The 16406-nt window shown below is 40.5% G+C and carries 16 protein-coding genes; 6 read left to right on the forward strand and 10 right to left on the reverse strand.

What is annotated here, in order from left to right; genetic code table 11:
* From P9L93_01430 to pyk, 6 genes are read right to left on the reverse strand one after another with little or no spacing between them, the layout of a single operon-like run.
* Positions 1-756, reverse strand: a complete 756-nt coding sequence (locus P9L93_01430) for an agmatinase family protein (GenBank protein MDP8229747.1) — start codon at positions 754-756, stop codon at positions 1-3.
* Between the two features lie 2 nt (positions 757-758).
* The gene (locus tag P9L93_01435) at positions 759-1727 is read right to left on the reverse strand and encodes a deoxyhypusine synthase family protein (GenBank protein ID MDP8229748.1); all 969 of its coding nucleotides are present in this window, start codon (positions 1725-1727) and stop codon (positions 759-761) included.
* 7 nt (positions 1728-1734) lie between these two features.
* Positions 1735-3381, reverse strand: a complete 1647-nt coding sequence (locus P9L93_01440; GenBank protein MDP8229749.1) for a radical SAM protein — start codon at positions 3379-3381, stop codon at positions 1735-1737.
* A gap of 5 nt (positions 3382-3386) precedes the next feature.
* Positions 3387-3644 (reverse strand): hypothetical protein, encoded by a 258-nt coding sequence (locus tag P9L93_01445; protein ID MDP8229750.1) that lies wholly within the window; start codon positions 3642-3644, stop codon positions 3387-3389.
* Positions 3644-4618: a class II fructose-bisphosphate aldolase gene (locus P9L93_01450; GenBank protein MDP8229751.1), complete on the reverse strand. Its 975-nt coding sequence runs from the start codon at positions 4616-4618 to the stop codon at positions 3644-3646. Before P9L93_01450 ends, P9L93_01445 begins: the two co-directional genes overlap by 1 nt.
* A gap of 45 nt (positions 4619-4663) precedes the next feature.
* The gene (gene pyk, locus P9L93_01455; GenBank protein MDP8229752.1) at positions 4664-5680 is read right to left on the reverse strand and encodes a pyruvate kinase; all 1017 of its coding nucleotides are present in this window, start codon (positions 5678-5680) and stop codon (positions 4664-4666) included.
* 46 nt (positions 5681-5726) lie between these two features.
* Between pyk and P9L93_01460 the strand changes: the two genes are divergently transcribed.
* From P9L93_01460 to P9L93_01475, 4 genes are read left to right on the forward strand one after another with little or no spacing between them, the layout of a single operon-like run.
* A complete protein-coding gene (locus P9L93_01460) occupies positions 5727-6770 on the forward strand; it encodes an HD domain-containing phosphohydrolase (GenBank protein ID MDP8229753.1) in 1044 nt (347 codons plus the stop codon).
* Positions 6771-6783: 13 nt separating this feature from the next.
* Complete coding sequence (locus tag P9L93_01465) at positions 6784-7824, forward strand: DUF362 domain-containing protein (protein ID MDP8229754.1); 1041 nt, start codon at positions 6784-6786, stop codon at positions 7822-7824.
* Positions 7821-8522, forward strand: a complete 702-nt coding sequence (locus tag P9L93_01470; GenBank protein MDP8229755.1) for a hypothetical protein — start codon at positions 7821-7823, stop codon at positions 8520-8522. The genes P9L93_01465 and P9L93_01470 overlap by 4 nt, the downstream gene beginning before the upstream one ends.
* On the forward strand, positions 8489-9811 hold the full coding sequence (locus P9L93_01475) for a radical SAM protein (GenBank protein MDP8229756.1): 1323 nt from the start codon (positions 8489-8491) through the stop codon (positions 9809-9811). Before P9L93_01470 ends, P9L93_01475 begins: the two co-directional genes overlap by 34 nt.
* Here P9L93_01475 and P9L93_01480 read toward each other — a convergent pair.
* From P9L93_01480 to P9L93_01490, 3 genes are read right to left on the reverse strand one after another with little or no spacing between them, the layout of a single operon-like run.
* Entirely contained in the window at positions 9777-11192 is a 1416-nt protein-coding gene (locus tag P9L93_01480) for a 4Fe-4S binding protein (GenBank protein ID MDP8229757.1), read from the reverse strand. The two genes, P9L93_01475 and P9L93_01480, sit on opposite strands and share 35 nt — an antisense overlap.
* Entirely contained in the window at positions 11189-12148 is a 960-nt protein-coding gene (locus P9L93_01485) for a DUF362 domain-containing protein (GenBank protein ID MDP8229758.1), read from the reverse strand. The genes P9L93_01480 and P9L93_01485 overlap by 4 nt, the downstream gene beginning before the upstream one ends.
* Position 12149: 1 nt before the next feature.
* The gene (locus P9L93_01490; protein ID MDP8229759.1) at positions 12150-12863 is read right to left on the reverse strand and encodes a retropepsin-like aspartic protease; all 714 of its coding nucleotides are present in this window, start codon (positions 12861-12863) and stop codon (positions 12150-12152) included.
* A gap of 97 nt (positions 12864-12960) precedes the next feature.
* Between P9L93_01490 and P9L93_01495 the strand changes: the two genes are divergently transcribed.
* Entirely contained in the window at positions 12961-13455 is a 495-nt protein-coding gene (locus P9L93_01495; GenBank protein ID MDP8229760.1) for a nitroreductase family protein, read from the forward strand.
* 1 nt (position 13456) lies between these two features.
* Positions 13457-15874 (forward strand): cellobiose phosphorylase, encoded by a 2418-nt coding sequence (locus P9L93_01500; GenBank protein MDP8229761.1) that lies wholly within the window; start codon positions 13457-13459, stop codon positions 15872-15874.
* On the opposite strand, the gene P9L93_01505 is transcribed toward P9L93_01500, so the two are convergent.
* Positions 15855-16406 carry a nitroreductase family protein gene (locus tag P9L93_01505; protein ID MDP8229762.1) on the reverse strand — a complete coding sequence of 184 codons (552 nt, stop codon included), beginning with the start codon at positions 16404-16406 and terminating at the stop codon, positions 15855-15857. The two genes, P9L93_01500 and P9L93_01505, sit on opposite strands and share 20 nt — an antisense overlap.

Genomic DNA, 16406 nt, shown 5'->3' on the forward strand with positions numbered 1-16406 from the left:
TTAGAAAATATAGCCGATAAGTTTATATATAAGCTTGGCTGCTGTGAAGTCTGGGGCTATCATGTCTTTTATTGGAGAAAGTTCGACTACATCAATGCCTACTATATTTTTATCTTTTACAATACTGCGGATGTCCTTTAGGAATTCATGCCAGAGCATGCCGCCTGGTTCTGGATTGCCTACAGATGGCATGATCGATGGATCCAGCACATCAAGGTCTATGCTTATATAGACATTATTGGAAAGGCTGCCTTTTAATTTAAAATCATGCTCCTCTTTACTTAAGCTTCTCACGCCTTTCTCGACAACTGGCGCTATCTCTGTAAGCCGCCTTGCAACACAGGCATGGCTATACTTATTGCCCTCGTAAGAATCTCTTAAATCAGCATGCGCATCAAAATATAAGACTGATAGATCGCTATATTTTTTCTTTGCTGCTCTTACTGCGCCTATAGTAACTGTATGCTCCCCGCCTATTACAACAGGGAATTTATTCTGTGTAAAGAGCTCTGAAACCTTTTTCTCTACTTCATTGATCATTGCCTCTGGCTTCAGGCCTTCTACTTTAAGCGGATCCATGGCACTAATGCCAATGGTATGCGTTTCTTTATCTAATTCATCATCAAAAAGTTCCAGATTATCTAATGCGCTAAGTATGGCAGCTGGCCCCTTTTCTGTTCCTTTTCTGTAACTTACAGTCTTGCCATACGGAACAGGTAAAAGCGCGACCTTTGATTTTTCAAATGATGACAGCATCTCTATTTACTCTCCAACACATACTGAAATATAAGCGGCGCAACAATACTCGCGTCTGACTCTATCACAAACTTGGGTGTATCAATGCCTAATTTTTCCCAGGTAATCTTTTCATTCGGCACTGCGCCGCTGTATGAGCCGTACGACGTAGTACTGTCGCTGATCTGGCAAAAATATCCCCAGATCTTGCACTCTGTCCCAAGGTCCTGCCTTATTAGGGGCACTACACATATTGAAAAATCTCCTGCAATGCCTCCGCCTATCTGGAAAAATCCAATTGAATGGTTTCTTGTATTTTCCAAATACCAATCAATCAAAAAATTCATCTGCTCCAGGCCGCTTTTTATAAAATCTAGATTCTTAAACCTGCCAGCCTTGTATTCCGCGACTACGCCATTTGCCAGAGTAGAATCCTCCCACCCAGGAGTAAAAATAGGTATATCTTTTTCGCACGCGGCAACCACCCAGCTATCTTTTGGATCGATCTCATAAAATTCTTCCAACTCTCCGCTGCGTATAAGCTCATAAAAATACTCGAATGGAAATAGCCGCGCGCCCTGCTTATGCGCCTCCTCCCATATAGGATAGAGCTTACTGGCTAATCTGCGTATTGCCTCTTCTTCTGGAATACAAGTATCAGTGACTCTATTAAGGTGTTTGTTCCTGAGTTCCAGTTCCTCTTGCGGTGTGAGTTCTCTATAATTAGGTATTCTTTTGTAATGGGAATGTGCGACCAGGTTAAAAAGATCCTCTTCAAGATTCGCTGCAGTGCAGGATATACCATGGATCTTATCCTGCCTTATCATCTCAGCCAGAGTTATGCCTATCTCGCCTGTACTCAAGGCTCCTGCCATGGCAAGAAACATCTTATTGCCGTTTTTGACATAGTCTACCCAGCCCTGAGCAGCATCCACTATAACAGCTGCATTAAAATGCCTAAAATTCTTCTCAATAAATTCTTTAATACTCATATCGATCTTAGTATAACACCCTGTTTTTGGATAAACAAGGTAAAAAAAGTATAGTGCCTACATCATATAATGGGCCATTGTATAGCTCTATGATGCCTTTTCCTGATTTTCTTATAAAATCACGGATCGACTTATTCTCGAGCTTGCCTACAAAAAATACTACCTTATCAGTCACGCCAGATGAACCGCCTATAAAACCTGTTTTATAACCTGGTAATTTTACATGGCCAGATTTTACGAATAAGGAGTTTTTCCAAAGCTCTTTAATGCCTTTGTCTGAGGTAATAATGCGATCTTTATCAACTGGTACAATCGAACACTTTGCGTAACCCTGGTTTACTAAGACATGCTTGGCTTTTAAGCTTTTAATATTCTTCTCGATCTTTCCTTTATAATGGATTATATGGTAATTTATGCTACAGGCATTGTAGATTATGTCTTTTGGATATTTTGAAAACGTAATCGGCTCGCCTTTTATGCAGTTATAGCCATTTTGCCTTAAGAGTCCTGCAATCTTTTCCAAACTCGGCTCGTAAATGATCTTATTGCCATGTTTAAAAAGCATCATATCCACATGGCCAGCTACTGGCTTTGCAAGTTTTTTATGCAAAGGGACTTCAGCGACATGGAAATTTAATCTTTTTAACTTATCTTTAGCTTTTCTAGGCATTTTCGGATCTATAATGGCTATATTTCTCCTTGCATCCCTTATCTTCCCCCATCCTCCCTTATCTTCCCTTATCACAATCTTCACACTAAAATACTTCTCTAAAAATTTCTTCTCCGTTCCTTTATGCCCTGAGACAAGACTAAACATATTTTCTGGAACATGGATCTCTATACAAGACCGATTCGCAACGAATCTATCCTTAACTGCTCGAATTATCCTATTCCGCATCTGTCTTGCCCTTACCATCTCGCCAAATGCTGGATGATATGGTCCTGCGAGCATGGTCTTTTTTGAGCCAAGATCTTTTGAAGGATGTAGACCTATGCGTATGACCTTTACGCCTCCAGATTCAAATATATCAGCGACTTTAGCTGCCTGGTCAATTGCCTTCTCCAATGTAAGAGGCTTGTACTTCATTTTAGCGAGCTCTGTGCCCTTTATAACAAGTGTGGGATAGATGCGCGCGGTTTCAGGTTTTAACTTAGTAAGTTTCTTAGCAGTTTCTATGGATTTTTCAAGCGTATCCCCTGGCAAACCCAGCATTACCTGCACGCCTAACTTAAGTCCTGCCTTCTTAATGCATTTGACTGCGTTTCGAACATCGCCCTCTCGTTTTATCTTTTTTAAAACGCCTTTATCCAGCGACTGTATTCCTAATTCAACTATTCTCCCGCCTTTTTTCTTAAACATCTTCATTGCCTTTAAACTAATTGATGCAGGATGCGTGGACATACGAAGAGTATGAGGCTTAGCAGCGTCGAGGTAGCGTTCTTGAACCCTCTCAGGCAAAAACGTAAACGTGCCACCAAAAAATGCCACCTCTACATCTTCTTCTTTAGGAATAGTCTTGAGATTCCGCTTGATTATAGATTTGACTTCTTCAGCGGTAGGCATCCTAACAACCCCAGAAATCCTATGCTGGTCACAATATACGCACTTATACGGACACCCTGCGTGAGGAATAAAGATAGGAATGATTTTCATCGAGGCTATTTTTTATTATGGAATAAAATGGTAACTAGAAGTACTATGCTGAACATGGAAAGATTAGCTATGGCAAATACTTTCCAGACTAAAAAATCACTCTTTAGTCCGGATGGAAACATTGCTAAAAGGCATGCCCATATTCCTATGGCCCAGGCGATGCTAATGTCTTTTGAGGAGCGCCGTTTTATTATGCGCATAATAAGCGGGATGTTCCAGAGAGGCATAACTATTGAGGCGATTAAGGCAATTTTATCTATCATTATGCCTTTCCAGCACTGCCTAGTACGTGTTCGTTTTTGTGCTTGTACATCTTTACTAATTCTGTGCGCGCGGGACCGAGGTATTTGCGCGGGTCGAATTCCTTTGGAGAATTAACAAAGACTTCCCGTATCTTTGCTGTTACTACAAGACGGCCGTCAGTGTCTATGTTAATCTTGCACACTGCTGACTGTGTAGCCTTTCTAAGCTGATCTTCAGGCACGCCTGCAGTTTGTTCGAGTTTTCCACCATATTTATTTATAAGGTCTACGTACTCCTTAGGTACAGAGCTTGAACCATGCAGGACTATAGAAAATCCCGGTATTATTTTTTCGATTTCTTCTAATATGTCAAATCTTAAAGGCGGGACACTTTCGCCAGGCTTAAGCTTGAATTTATACGCACCGTGCGAAGTGCCTATGGAAATAGCAAGAGAGTCCACGCCTGTTTTTTTAACAAATTCCTGCACCTCTTCCGGGTGCGTGTAGTGCGATTTTTCATGGCTCACTTCATCTTCTATGCCAGCCAAGACCCCAAGCTCGCCCTCGACTGTAACATCATGCTTGTGAGCATAATCTACCACTTTCTTGGTAAGGGCTGCGTTTTCCTCAAAGGGCTTACTTGAACCATCTATCATGACTGATGAAAAACCTGACTCTATACACGAAACGCATAGCTCATACGTATCGCCATGATCCAAATGAAGCGCAACAGGTATATTAGAGCCAGCGTCCTTTATTATCTCCATGGCCCCCATTGCCATATGCCGCAATAGGATCTGATTCGCGTATTTTCTCGCGCCTGAGGAAACCTGCAAAATCACAGGAGACTTTGATTCGATGCACGCAGTAATTATGGCCTGAAGCTGCTCCATATTGTTGAAATTATACGCTGGAATAGCATACTTCCCAGCCATTGCCTTCTTAAACATCTCTCTTGTATTAACTAGTCCTAATTCCTTATACGAAGTCGCCATTTCGTTCCCCCTTTTATTCGAAAACGTATTATAACATCTAATCTATTATTGTAAACTCTTTTCAGTAAATTTGATGATGTCATTCATCATCCTTACTGATTCCACAGGATGCCTGCCCACGGCTGTCTCAGCCGAGAGCATGACAAAATCCGTGCCGTCCATTATCGCATTTGCCACATCAGCCACCTCTGCCCTTGTAGGCCGCAGATGCTCGGTCATGCTCTCCAGCATCTGAGTAGCAGTTATGACGAATTTTTTCTTTTTATTGCATTTTTTAATAATCTTCTTCTGAATTACAGGAACTTCATATATCGGCACTGAAACCCCCATATCGCCCCGCGCTATCATTATGCCGTCTGAGACATCAATGATCTCGTCGACGTTCCTGATCCCTTCGCGGTTCTCGATCTTTGCAATAATCTTACATGAAGGCAATGCGTGCCTGACTCTCTTTTTAACCTCCAGAATATCTTTTTTAGTCCTTACAAAAGACTGCGCAATATAATCAACGCCCGATTCTATTCCAAAATCAATATCTTTTTTGTCCTTTTCGCTTATCTTTGGAAAAGCCAGTCTGGCTCCTGGCATGTTTATACCTTTATGCTCCTTTAATATGCCTCCGATAACAACCTCTGTCTTGATCCTTCTGCCCTCAACAGCCTTTATCTTAAGGATAATTGTACCATCATCAATATATATAGACTCGGCTCCTTTAATGCCATTTAACGGGCCGCTATAATCAAGCGGGATCACATTATCATGTTCATGAACGTCTTTTTGGGAAAACCATATGATCTGTCTCTTTTTAATGATCACCGGCCTATGGGCCTTTAATCTCCCAATCCTTATTCTTGGCCCTTCAAGATCTTGCAATATCTTAACGTGACGCCTGTATTTTTTATTTACCCTTCTAACGAGATTAACGCAGATCAAATGACTCTGCGAATTACCATGTGAAAAATTAAGACGCACCACATCCATACCACCAAGCATCATTTTCCTCATCACAGTCTCGCTCGAACTGGAAGGCCCGAGAGTACAGATTATTTTTGTCTTTACCATTATTTCCTTTATTTTCTTCTTTGTCTATGTTATTATATATTATACTATGAAAACAGAAAAGTCCAAAACAAAAGGAAAGTCATATTATAGGAAACTCAAGGAAAGGTTCATTCTGGAAAAACAGCTCTTCCAGAATCTTCTAGATAACCTCCCTGATGCTATCTATTTTAAGGACACTGAAAATAAGCTGGTAAGGGTAAACCGTTTTTATGCAAACGGCTTTAAGATGGCTCCTGAGGAGATAATAGGCAAGACCGACTTTGACTTCTTCCCAAAGGACCAGGCCCAAAAGATGTTTGACGATGATATGCACGTCTTAAAAACCGGCAATCCCATAATAGGTAAGATCGAAAGAACACTTCTCCCAAATGGAACATATAACTGCGTAACAACCACCAAAATACCTATCCGAAATAAAAAAAATGAGATCATCGGGACAATGGGCATAACCCGCGACATAACTGAATATGATCAGACAGAAAAAAGCAGGCTTGATATGGTGATGAGCTCCTTAAAAGTCCTGGATAGGGTTTTAGAGGCAAAAGACCCTTATACCTTTGGACACACTCGCCGCGTATCAATGATAGCAGAAAAGATTGCCCAGACACTGGGATGGGATGAAAATAGGGTATTGGAACTAAGATTATCTGCTGAGCTGCATGATATAGGAAAGATCCTGATCCCTCTAGAGATATTAAATAAACCCGGCAAACTTTCTAGCCTGGAACTCAAGATGATCCAAGAGCATGTTGAAAAGTGCTATTTTATGCTTAAGGCCCACACATTCCCTTTCCCCTTACCAGAGGCCATATATCAGCATCATGAAAGGCTTGATGGAGGAGGGTATCCGCGCGGATTATCAGGAGAAAAGATCATCCCCGAGGCAAGGATCCTGGCCATCGCTGACGTGCTTGAGGCCATGACATTCCACAGGCCATATAGGGCTGCGTTGGGAATAAAAAAGGCGATGAAAGAATTAAAAGATAACTCCGGCTCTAAATATGATGCCGATATAGTAAATACCGCGATGAAGATCTTGGAAGAAAATAACTACGAGCCCTTCTGGCTAAGCCAAGAAACTGCATATTAATCCTACCTTAAAAATGAAAAGCGATGTCTATTTTGTAAGAACAGATAATACAAAAAATAGAGCCTCTTCCCTATTAAAGCTCCTCCAAGCAATAGACCCTTTCTCGTCATACAAAAAGGATGAATTTATCCCGGTCAAACTTACAATAGGCGATACTAAATGCGTCTATCATGCGAGCCCCGTATTGGTAAAAACCTTAATAAACCAGATAAAGAACAAAAAGGCAAAACCATTTTTATTTGATACAAATGTGATCTATCAGGGTTCCAGACTCAATGCAGTTGATCATCTTACTTTGGCGCAAAACAAAGGATTCTCCCATTCCAGGGTAGGCGCGCCATTTGTAATAGCAGATGGTGTGTTTGGCCAGGATGGGAATGAGTATGACATTGACTCAAAGCATATAAAAAAGATAAAGGTCCCTTCTTTTATCGGCATGCTGGATAATCTCGTGGTGCTATCGCATGTTACATGTCATATATTAGCAGGATATGCAGGCGCTTTAAAAAATGTCGCCATGGGTATGGCATGTAAGCCCACAAAACAGGTGCAGCACTCTTCTCTTAAGCCACATATAGTAGAAAAAAAATGTACCTCATGTGGATGCTGCATAGAGATATGCCCTGCAAAGGCTATCTCTAATAAAAAAAGCCGAGGTCCAGCCTCGGCTTTTTTTATAGATCAGGCGAAGTGCATTGGATGCGGGGAGTGCCTTTGCGTATGTAAATTTGATGCCATATTTATAAACTGGGATGAAGATGAAGGTATATTTGCAAAAAGAATGGCTGAGGTAGCTGTATTTATATTATCCAAGTTCAAAAATAGTTTCTTCATAAACCTTGCCTTTGATATAACAAAGGAATGCGATTGCATATCCACGAAGAACGAAAAGATCATATGTAAAGACATAGGTATTCTTGCCTCAAAAGACATAATAGCGCTTGAGAAGGCAACTATAGACCTCGTTAATAATAAGAATTCACACAATATAACCCTTGAATACGCGCATAAAAAAGGCCTGGGTAACTTAGAATATAATCTCATAAGCTTATGAGCGTCTTTCAAATATTATTCGGAATAAAAGATTCAGATGTAAGGAATACATGTATATTTCTGCCACTTGTGCAAAAAAATGTCCTGGAGTGGCTAGATGTAAAGGATATATCAAAAGGTAAGCTCTATAACTCTGGAAACAGCAAAGACTTTACAGTAATACATACTGGCATGGGCCCTGCACTCTCAGGAGACGCGGTTTTGTATCTTGAGAAAACCAAATGCCAGAACATAATAGTATTTGGCTCCTGCGGCCTGATAAAAGAAGAAAAAGATCTGAATATAGGAAGCCTTGTCACACCTGATAAATGTTACTCTATGGAAAGTTTTACTGACATGCTCGCAGGTGAGAAAAAAGAATATGACCTCTCCTATCCAGACAAAATACTCCTTGAAAAACTCCCAGAGGTAAAAAAAGTAACCTGTGCCACGCTCGGCTCTTTAAAACTCGAAGAAGGATATAGAGACTCGTTTGAAGCAAAAGAGATTCAGGTAGTTGATATGGAGGCCAGCGCTGTATTCTCTGCAGCAAGCCACATTGGGAAAAAAGCTGTAGCGCTATTTTATATAACCGACATCATAAACAAAAAACCTTTTTATAAAGGCCTAAGCGCTACGGATAGATTAGAGCTTTTCTCCTCGATAAAATCCGCGTCTAACATCCTATGCAATCTTATAAAAAAGAATCTGCGAGACTAAAAAAATCTCAAAACCTCGCTACTGACCTTAAAACAAACAAAAAACAGGAAATAACAAGGCTTCTCTATGAGATATCAAAAAGAGAAGATATAGAACCTGATAAGATAGTAAAGAAAATAGCCCCTAAAGACTTTGATCGCGCAAAAAAGGCTCTATTAAAAAGAAGATTTCCTCGCGCGTATCCGTCCCCATTTAAGGCGCATCTTCCGAAGATAAAACTAGATAATAGCTCGATACAAAATACTGAAAAATTTAAATTCTATCCAAAAAACATATTCATAGAAAAATCTGCTAAGGCCTCTACCCTTGCGCATAGATTTAAGAAATCCTTTCCCAAGGCCAAGTCTATAGAGATCAGATCCTTAAAAGATCATCTTAAAGAAAATAGGGGTCTTACGATCTCTGATTATAATAAGAGAAAAGATAATGTTTTTGTCACTCATGAAAACTATGACTTCTTTAAAAAATGTCCGTGCACAAAAAAGGCGATCGAATGCGGTTATCATATATTTAACCTGAGCTTCGGGTGCATGTTTGACTGCACTTACTGCTATCTTCAGGAATATACAAATAGCCCAGGCCTAATATTCCCCGCAAACATTGATAAGTTTTTCAAAAACTTCTCTTCCTATAAAAAATCTGGCATGCGCATAGGTACAGGCGAGTTCTCAGACTCCCTGATGCTCGACCACATAACAGAATATTCTCTTCCTATAATTGAATTTTTTAAAAACCATAAAGACGTAAGATTTGAGTTTAAGACAAAAAGTGTAAATATAGATAATCTTTTAAAGGCAAAACACGCTGGTAATATAGTAGTTGCCTGGTCACTAAACCCGCAGAAAATAATTGACGAGAATGAATTTTTTACGCCTTCTCTTACAGAACGCCTAAAGGCAGTTAAAAAATGCGTTAAAGCAGGCTACAAGGCGTCTTGTCATTTTGATCCAGTGGTCTATTTTAAAGGCTGGGAAAAAGAATATAAAAAAGTAATAGATATGCTATTTGATACTATAAAACCAAAGGACATAGCCTGGATAAGCATCGGTACATTAAGATTTAATCCGAATGTAAAACCAATAATCGAAGCGCGCTTCCCTGAAAACAAGATTCTCGACGAAGAATTAGTGCTGGGGTTTGATAATAAACTAAGATATCCTTATAGCTTAAGACAAGAAATCTACGAATCTATGCTGCGCATGCTGCACAAGCATTCCAAAAAACTCCCCATCTATCTCTGCATGGAAAACAGTTCTATGGTGAGACCTTTATTGCACGCTCAGGTCTAGCAGGGCATTTGTTCTGGCAAATACCGCAGCCTATACATAAATCTGGATCAACATAGGGTTTTAATACTACGCCTGCTATTATCTTAATGGCTTTATTAGGTACGGGGCAGTGTTCTTCGCATACAATGCACTGTGTATCCTTAGACCAGGCAAGGCATTTTGAGCGGTCTACCTTTGCTATGCCAAGTCTTGTTCTTTTTTTCTCTTCAACGCTTAACTTTGGTATAGCGCCTGTTGGACAGACTCCTCCACAGAGAGTACAGGTGTATTCACAATAGCCGATCTCTGGCACAAGATGTGGGGTCCACATACCCTGCAGGCCTGATTCAAAAATAGCTGGCTGGAGACCATTAGTCACACAGACCTTCATGCAATTGCCACAGCGTATACAGCGATCCAGGAACTCTCCTTCTTTTAATGCAGCAGGCGGCCTGATTACTTTTTGTGCTACTGAGCGCATTTTATTTCTGAATCCCAGAGACAAAAAAGAGCCAAGCATCAGGAAAATAAATTCTTTCCTGGAGATGCCTTCTTTATTTTTATTAAACTCTGGCGAGTACCATGTAAACCTGGTTCCATGCGTAGGACAGTCGTATATACAGTCCATGCAGAGTATGCATTCGCCCTTTACATAGCTTAAATCCTTGTTTATAGCTCCCATCCTGCAGTCTTCTTTGCACCTAAGGCAATTCGTGCATTTTTCAACCACACGACTCAATGGAGAAAATCTGGCCACTAAAGAATATATTGCGCCCAGAGGACAGATCGCGCGACACCAAAACCTTTTTGCTATTAACACCGACAAGCATATTAAAACGAAAAATATCAAGATCATGCCTGAATGAGAAAAATAATAGGCGTTGATTCCAAGGATTGAAGATTTTAGTAAACGATAAAAATCATAGAGAGGTGTATAATAATCTGTCTTTATTATAAAAAATCTAAATATCCTATCAAGGCCGAAACTGACGCCTGGAATGAGATTCAGGGAGACAAACCTCGCTGTAATCACTATTGGATCAAAGATCCAGGCGATCTGGATCCCAAGAAAGGAAGATACAGTAATTGCCCCTAATATGTAGAATTTTATAGACCGCGCAGCCTTTTTTTGCAATGCCTTTATTCCGCACAAGTCAATAATCGTACCTAAGGGACAGATCCATCCACAGAAAAACCTGCCAAATACCAGAGTCAGCGCCAGCATAATAACCGCAAATATAACGCCTGGCAGAATTATCCGCTCGCTTATAGAAGTAAATATCATTATCAATGGATTTATCTTAAAGAATGCATCCAGATGTGTCGCGGACCAAAGGATGTATATGAATAATGCGAGAAATAAAAATTGAGAAGATCTTCTAAGAATGACTAATTTTTTCATGTTTCTAATTTTAATATGTCTGCCTTGCTGGTATCGAATTTTCCGAAACCGCGATTTTTTGCTTCTTTGATATAATTAACTGATAGCGGGTCACGGCCCACCAGCTCTGCCGCGTAAGTATCAGCCAGGGTCGGATCTGTACCAACTATTAATGTCTTATAATCTTCCACGTCTTTAAGATTTCCGCCCCTTGGCCCATTCCTGATGAGCACCCTATAGGCATCTATTACTGTTAAATCTGGCTTTATAAAATCAGTAAGATCCACGAGCTTAACCCCTATGTTATTATGCATCACAGCCCTATCTCCACCGCATACGCCCATGAGATTTTTCATTGAAAGAGTCAGGCCTGTAAGGGCATGGTCTTTTAGAATAGGCACATTTATAAAAGTATCGCACTCCAGCGCATCTCTATAAATCGGCCACGCTTCCATAGGGCTTTTATAAGAAAAATGCGCCTTTATGTAATTCCACTCGTCAATAAAATAGACATTTGCGCCTTTATCTCTTGCTGCAGCAGCTATGCCGCTATTCTCATAGCAGAGCTTTGACTCATTGCATGATCTCTCAAATACATTGACCCTTTTCGCGCCTGCTTTAAAAGAGAGTTCCGTGAGCGCAGCAACCACCATTGGATTCGTGTTGCCTGCATACTCAGGGCTCCTATCCCATGCCATATTTGGCTTGATAACAACCTTATCTCCCCTTTTAACAAACCTCTCCATTCCGCCAATGGCCTCAACAGCCTTAACAGTCATTAAATAAGGGTCTTCTCCCTTTGCAACAACAAGATCATGATCAGTCACGATCTTTTTTCCTATCCTGGCATTTTCACCCCTGGCCATTTTTGGAAAAATACCGCTGAACAGGACAGTGCCCATTCCAGCCAAGCACAGTTTCATAAATTGCTTGCGGGATATCTTCTTTTTAATTAAAGACATAAATAGCTTTTCCATGTTATTTCCTCTTTTGTAATATCAATTTATTGTTCAGTGTGTCTATCTGAAAATTAAATTTATTCAAAAAAGACATGCCAAGTAATCCATCCTCTATGTCTCCCTCGGCATCCAGCAAAACCACTGCTCCTACATCCTTGACCTCGGAATCCTCGACGCGCACGCTGTCCAGAACTACATGCCGCGCTTCTATCTTGCGGCCATCAGCAAGCTGTACATCAACCTTATCTTTCTCAGCCACATTATCCCTAATTCCTAGCTCTCTTGCTATTCGATCTGACAATACAACAGTAGTCGCGCCGGTATCCAATAAAAGCGATGCCCTGGTCTCATTATTTATAAGCGTATCTACAATTATACGCTGGCTATCTTTAGAAAAACTTACCTCTTTTGGCTCAAGCTCTTCTCTGCGCCGCGTTTCTTCTAATTCTCGTTCTCTCTCTAATCTCTTCGTTTCCTCTACCTCTTTTTGCTTCTTCCATCCATTATGTATAGAATTGACTTCTTCAGGAGTTGAGCGGTCTATTCTATCTATCTCTGTCTTTCTAAATTTTACAGTCCCAAATCCAACATCCAGTTCAACTGAACTTTCAGTCTCTTTTTTTACCAACCCTTCTATGCTGCGGCCATTTTTAAGGTATATGGTGTCAGCAAGAGACTCTGAAACAAGGCCAAAAAGTAAAAAGGAAATAGATATTAAGATCTTAGGATTCATATGTCTATAAATAGAATATCACGAAGCATTGAATTAGCAAGTTGATTTTCATTTCCCAGCATGATAACATAGTAGATATGAAAAATGGAGGTCTATAATGGAATTCTTTGAAGTAATAAAACAAAGAAAAAGCATAAGGGAGTTTTCTGAAAAAGTTGTTGAGAAAGAGCTACTCGAGAAGATAATCGATGCAGGTCGAGTCGCAGCCACAGCAAGGAATGAACAGCCATGGGAATTCGTGATCAGTTCTGATAAAAATATACTCGATAAAATCTGCAGCATGTGTCCGAATGGCCCTTTTATTAAGGACGCACCGCATCTAATAGCAATATTCTCGAAAGAGACAAAATACTATCTTGAAGACTGTTCCGCTGCCACGCAAAATATGCTCCTGGCAATAGAAGCGCTTGGCCTTGGTGGATGCTGGGTCGCAGGAGATAAAAAAGATTATATAGAAGAAATAAGAAAAATCTTTAATATGCCTGAGGGCTATAAGCTGGTAAGTATGATATCCGTCGGATATCCAAAAACCCCTAAGGGCCCAAAAGCAAAAAGAAGCACAAAAGAAGTTTTGCATTGGGAGAAATGGTAAGATGACGGATAATCCATTGTGGAAATTCTTGGATGATACAGGTACGTTTGTTGCGAAAAATCCGCACAAGGTAAGCAGGCTTTATTTTCCGCTTGCCAATGAAAAAGGCCTGCTCTCTTCTATTACGCCTACGCTTCATGGCGATATAAAGATAGATCAAGATACATTCCTCACGCCGCCTGTTTCTACTGAAGATTTGAGCAATTCAAGATACAACCGTAACTTCTGGGTCTACATCAAAGGCTATGGCGCATGGTCAGCTGCTTCAGGTGAGGTAGATAAATCCCTGGTAGAAGCAGGTATGCTGTGGCATAAGATTATCCGCTCTAATAAAAAGATAGGCATAAAGGCAGAATTCACTAATTTTATCCCTGTAGACAAAAACGCTGTAGAGATAATGTCTATAGAGCTCACGAATACATCCTCTAAGAAACTCACTATCACCTCAACAGCTGCCATACCTATATATGCCCGCTCAGCAGATAGGCTACGCGATCACAGACACGCAAGCGTGCTCTTTAACCGCGTCAGGCTGCATAAAAATGGTGTTATTATAAAGCCTACTATGACATTTGATGAAAAGGGACATAAAATAAACTATACATCCTACTTTGTATTGGGTTGTGATAGAAATAGTAATGCGCCTGATAACTCTATTCCTACTATTTCTCAATTTACAGGAGAAGGCGGAAATCTTGATAGACCTGAGCTTGGCAACCGCGTAGGTTGTCAGGGAAAAGAAGCTATAGGCGCAATAAGATTTAAAACCACTACACTCAAACCAGGCAGCTCTAAAAAATATATCATTGTAATGGGCATAGCGCAAAAAGAAAAACCAGAAGCCATATTTAGAAAATTCAATTCAGCCAAAAAAATTGATGCTGCGCTTGCAGCAAATAAAGAGTTCTGGCTCAAAAAGACAAGCTCAATAAGCGCTTCTACTGGAAATAAAGATTTTGATAGGTGGTTAAGATGGGTAATGCTCCAGCCTACCTTGCGTAAGATCTTTGGTTGTTCCTTCCTCCCTGATTTTGACTATGGTAAGGGCGGCAGGGGTTGGCGAGACCTGTGGCAGGACTGTCTTACGCTACTTCTAATAAATCCTTCTGAAGCACGCGATATGCTCGTTAACAACTTCGGAGGTGTGCGACCAGATGGTTCAAATGCTACTATAATAGGAAAAACACAGGGCGAGTTCCTTCCTGACAGGAACGATCTAAAACGTGTATGGATGGACCATGGGATGTGGCCATTCATGACTCTTAATCTATATATAAATCAGACCGGCGATACAAATATCCTCTTTAAAAAAGCGCCATATTTTGAAAGTAAAAAAATAGATAGCGTCATAAATCATGTGCTGCTTCAGCATAAGAGGCCCTTTACAAAGATCGGTAAACATGGAAATTTCCTGCTTGAGGGCGCGGACTGGAATGACGGACTTGATATGGCAGGTGAGCGTGGCGAAAGTGTAGCCTTTACAGCTGCGTACGCAGGCAATCTTACGGAACTTGCTGATTTATTAGAAAAATCGCATCTACTCTCAAAAAGCCGAGGTCCAGCCTCGGCTTTTTTACGTAGAAAAGCCAACTACTTATCTGAACACATACGTAAAAATGAATGGGTGATCACAAAATCTGGCTACAGCTTCTTTAACGGGTATTACGATAACAAGGGAAAACGTGTTGAAGGTGACCACAAAAATGGCGTGCGTATGACCCTGACAGGCCAGGTCTTCCCTATTATGAGCGGCGTTGCAACAGATAAGCAGGTCAAAGAAATCTATAGAAGCGCTAAGAAATATCTCTGGGACAAAAAATTAGGCGGGCTTAGGCTAAACACTGACTTTGGCGGAATATATCCAGACCTTGGCAGGGCATTTGGCTTTGCATACGGCGAAAAGGAAAACGGCTCTTTCTTTAGCCACATGAATGTGATGTTTGCATATGCGCTTTATAAAAGAGGTTTTGTAAAACAGGGTTTTGAGATCTTAAATTCTATTTACAGGATGTGCATGAATACAAGCGCAAGTAAGATCTATCCAGGCCTTCCTGAATATTTCAATTCTGAGGGCCGAGGCATGTATCACTACCTCACTGGCTCTGCAAGCTGGTTCGTGCTTACACTTCTTACCCAGGTCTTTGGAATCCGCGGGGACATGGGAGACCTTTTAATTGACCCAAAACTTACAAAAGAACAATTCGCCAAATCCACAAAGATCTCAATCGAAACCCGCTTCGCTGGCAGGAGAACAAAGGTAAACTACATTAATTCTAAAAAGCTAGATTATGGAAAGTATACAATCAGAAGGATTGTTGTTAATGGCAAGGTTATAACTAAGCCCTTAATAAAAAGAAAAGAATTTCTGAAACTCACTTCTAAAAATTCCTCTAACGCAATTAATGTCTACCTAAGTTAAACTTCCTTATTTCATCCAAGTTTCTTCTTCCTCTTTCCTGCTGTGTAGCTTCCTCAGGATAGCCCATGCTTATGATTATATCGACCTTTTTTCTCTTTGGGATATTTAGAATTTCTTTTACTCTTTTTTCATTGAACCAGCCAAGCCAACAGGTACCTAAACCCTCTTCAGCCGCCTGTAAAATAAAATGTTCGCATGCTATGGCTACATCAACAAGACTAAACTGTATACCTCTAAAATAACCACCAACGCGAGCAATGTACCTGGACCTTTCTGTAACTACTGCAATGAGCGCAGGTGCTTTACTAGCAAAGCTATTTATTGAATAAACCCCAGAAAAAGCGGCCTTACTAATTTTCTCTCTTAGGGCTTCATCGTCCACTATAATGAATGACCAAGGTTGAGAATTACACGCAGAGGGTGCAAGACGCGCTGCCTCAAGACAGCGATCTATAGCCTCTCTGGCTACAGGCCGTGGGGAATATTTCCTGATACTTTTCCTTTTTTTTACAAGCTCTAAAAAACTTGTCAT

The sequence above is a fragment of the Candidatus Gorgyraea atricola genome, from assembly GCA_030765235.1.
GTDB classification, from domain to species: domain Bacteria; phylum Omnitrophota; class Gorgyraeia; order Gorgyraeales; family Gorgyraeaceae; genus Gorgyraea; species Gorgyraea atricola.

Excerpts from the sequence above, each read along its gene's own strand:
- P9L93_01430 (MDP8229747.1), bottom strand. The coding sequence starts at position 756 with ATGCTGTCATCATTTGAAAAATCAAAGGTCGCGCTTTTACCTGTTCCG.
- P9L93_01435 (MDP8229748.1), bottom strand. The coding sequence starts at position 1,727 with ATGAGTATTAAAGAATTTATTGAGAAGAATTTTAGGCATTTTAATGCA.
- P9L93_01440 (MDP8229749.1), bottom strand. The coding sequence starts at position 3,381 with ATGAAAATCATTCCTATCTTTATTCCTCACGCAGGGTGTCCGTATAAG.
- P9L93_01445 (MDP8229750.1), bottom strand. The coding sequence starts at position 3,644 with ATGATAGATAAAATTGCCTTAATCGCCTCAATAGTTATGCCTCTCTGG.
- P9L93_01450 (MDP8229751.1), bottom strand. The coding sequence starts at position 4,618 with ATGGCGACTTCGTATAAGGAATTAGGACTAGTTAATACAAGAGAGATG.
- pyk (MDP8229752.1), bottom strand. The coding sequence starts at position 5,680 with ATGGTAAAGACAAAAATAATCTGTACTCTCGGGCCTTCCAGTTCGAGC.
- P9L93_01460 (MDP8229753.1), top strand. The coding sequence starts at position 5,727 with ATGAAAACAGAAAAGTCCAAAACAAAAGGAAAGTCATATTATAGGAAA.
- P9L93_01465 (MDP8229754.1), top strand. The coding sequence starts at position 6,784 with ATGAAAAGCGATGTCTATTTTGTAAGAACAGATAATACAAAAAATAGA.
- P9L93_01470 (MDP8229755.1), top strand. The coding sequence starts at position 7,821 with ATGAGCGTCTTTCAAATATTATTCGGAATAAAAGATTCAGATGTAAGG.
- P9L93_01475 (MDP8229756.1), top strand. The coding sequence starts at position 8,489 with ATGCAATCTTATAAAAAAGAATCTGCGAGACTAAAAAAATCTCAAAAC.
- P9L93_01480 (MDP8229757.1), bottom strand. The coding sequence starts at position 11,192 with ATGAAAAAATTAGTCATTCTTAGAAGATCTTCTCAATTTTTATTTCTC.
- P9L93_01485 (MDP8229758.1), bottom strand. The coding sequence starts at position 12,148 with ATGGAAAAGCTATTTATGTCTTTAATTAAAAAGAAGATATCCCGCAAG.
- P9L93_01490 (MDP8229759.1), bottom strand. The coding sequence starts at position 12,863 with ATGAATCCTAAGATCTTAATATCTATTTCCTTTTTACTTTTTGGCCTT.
- P9L93_01495 (MDP8229760.1), top strand. The coding sequence starts at position 12,961 with ATGGAATTCTTTGAAGTAATAAAACAAAGAAAAAGCATAAGGGAGTTT.
- P9L93_01500 (MDP8229761.1), top strand. The coding sequence starts at position 13,457 with ATGACGGATAATCCATTGTGGAAATTCTTGGATGATACAGGTACGTTT.
- P9L93_01505 (MDP8229762.1), bottom strand. The coding sequence starts at position 16,406 with ATGACAAGTTTTTTAGAGCTTGTAAAAAAAAGGAAAAGTATCAGGAAA.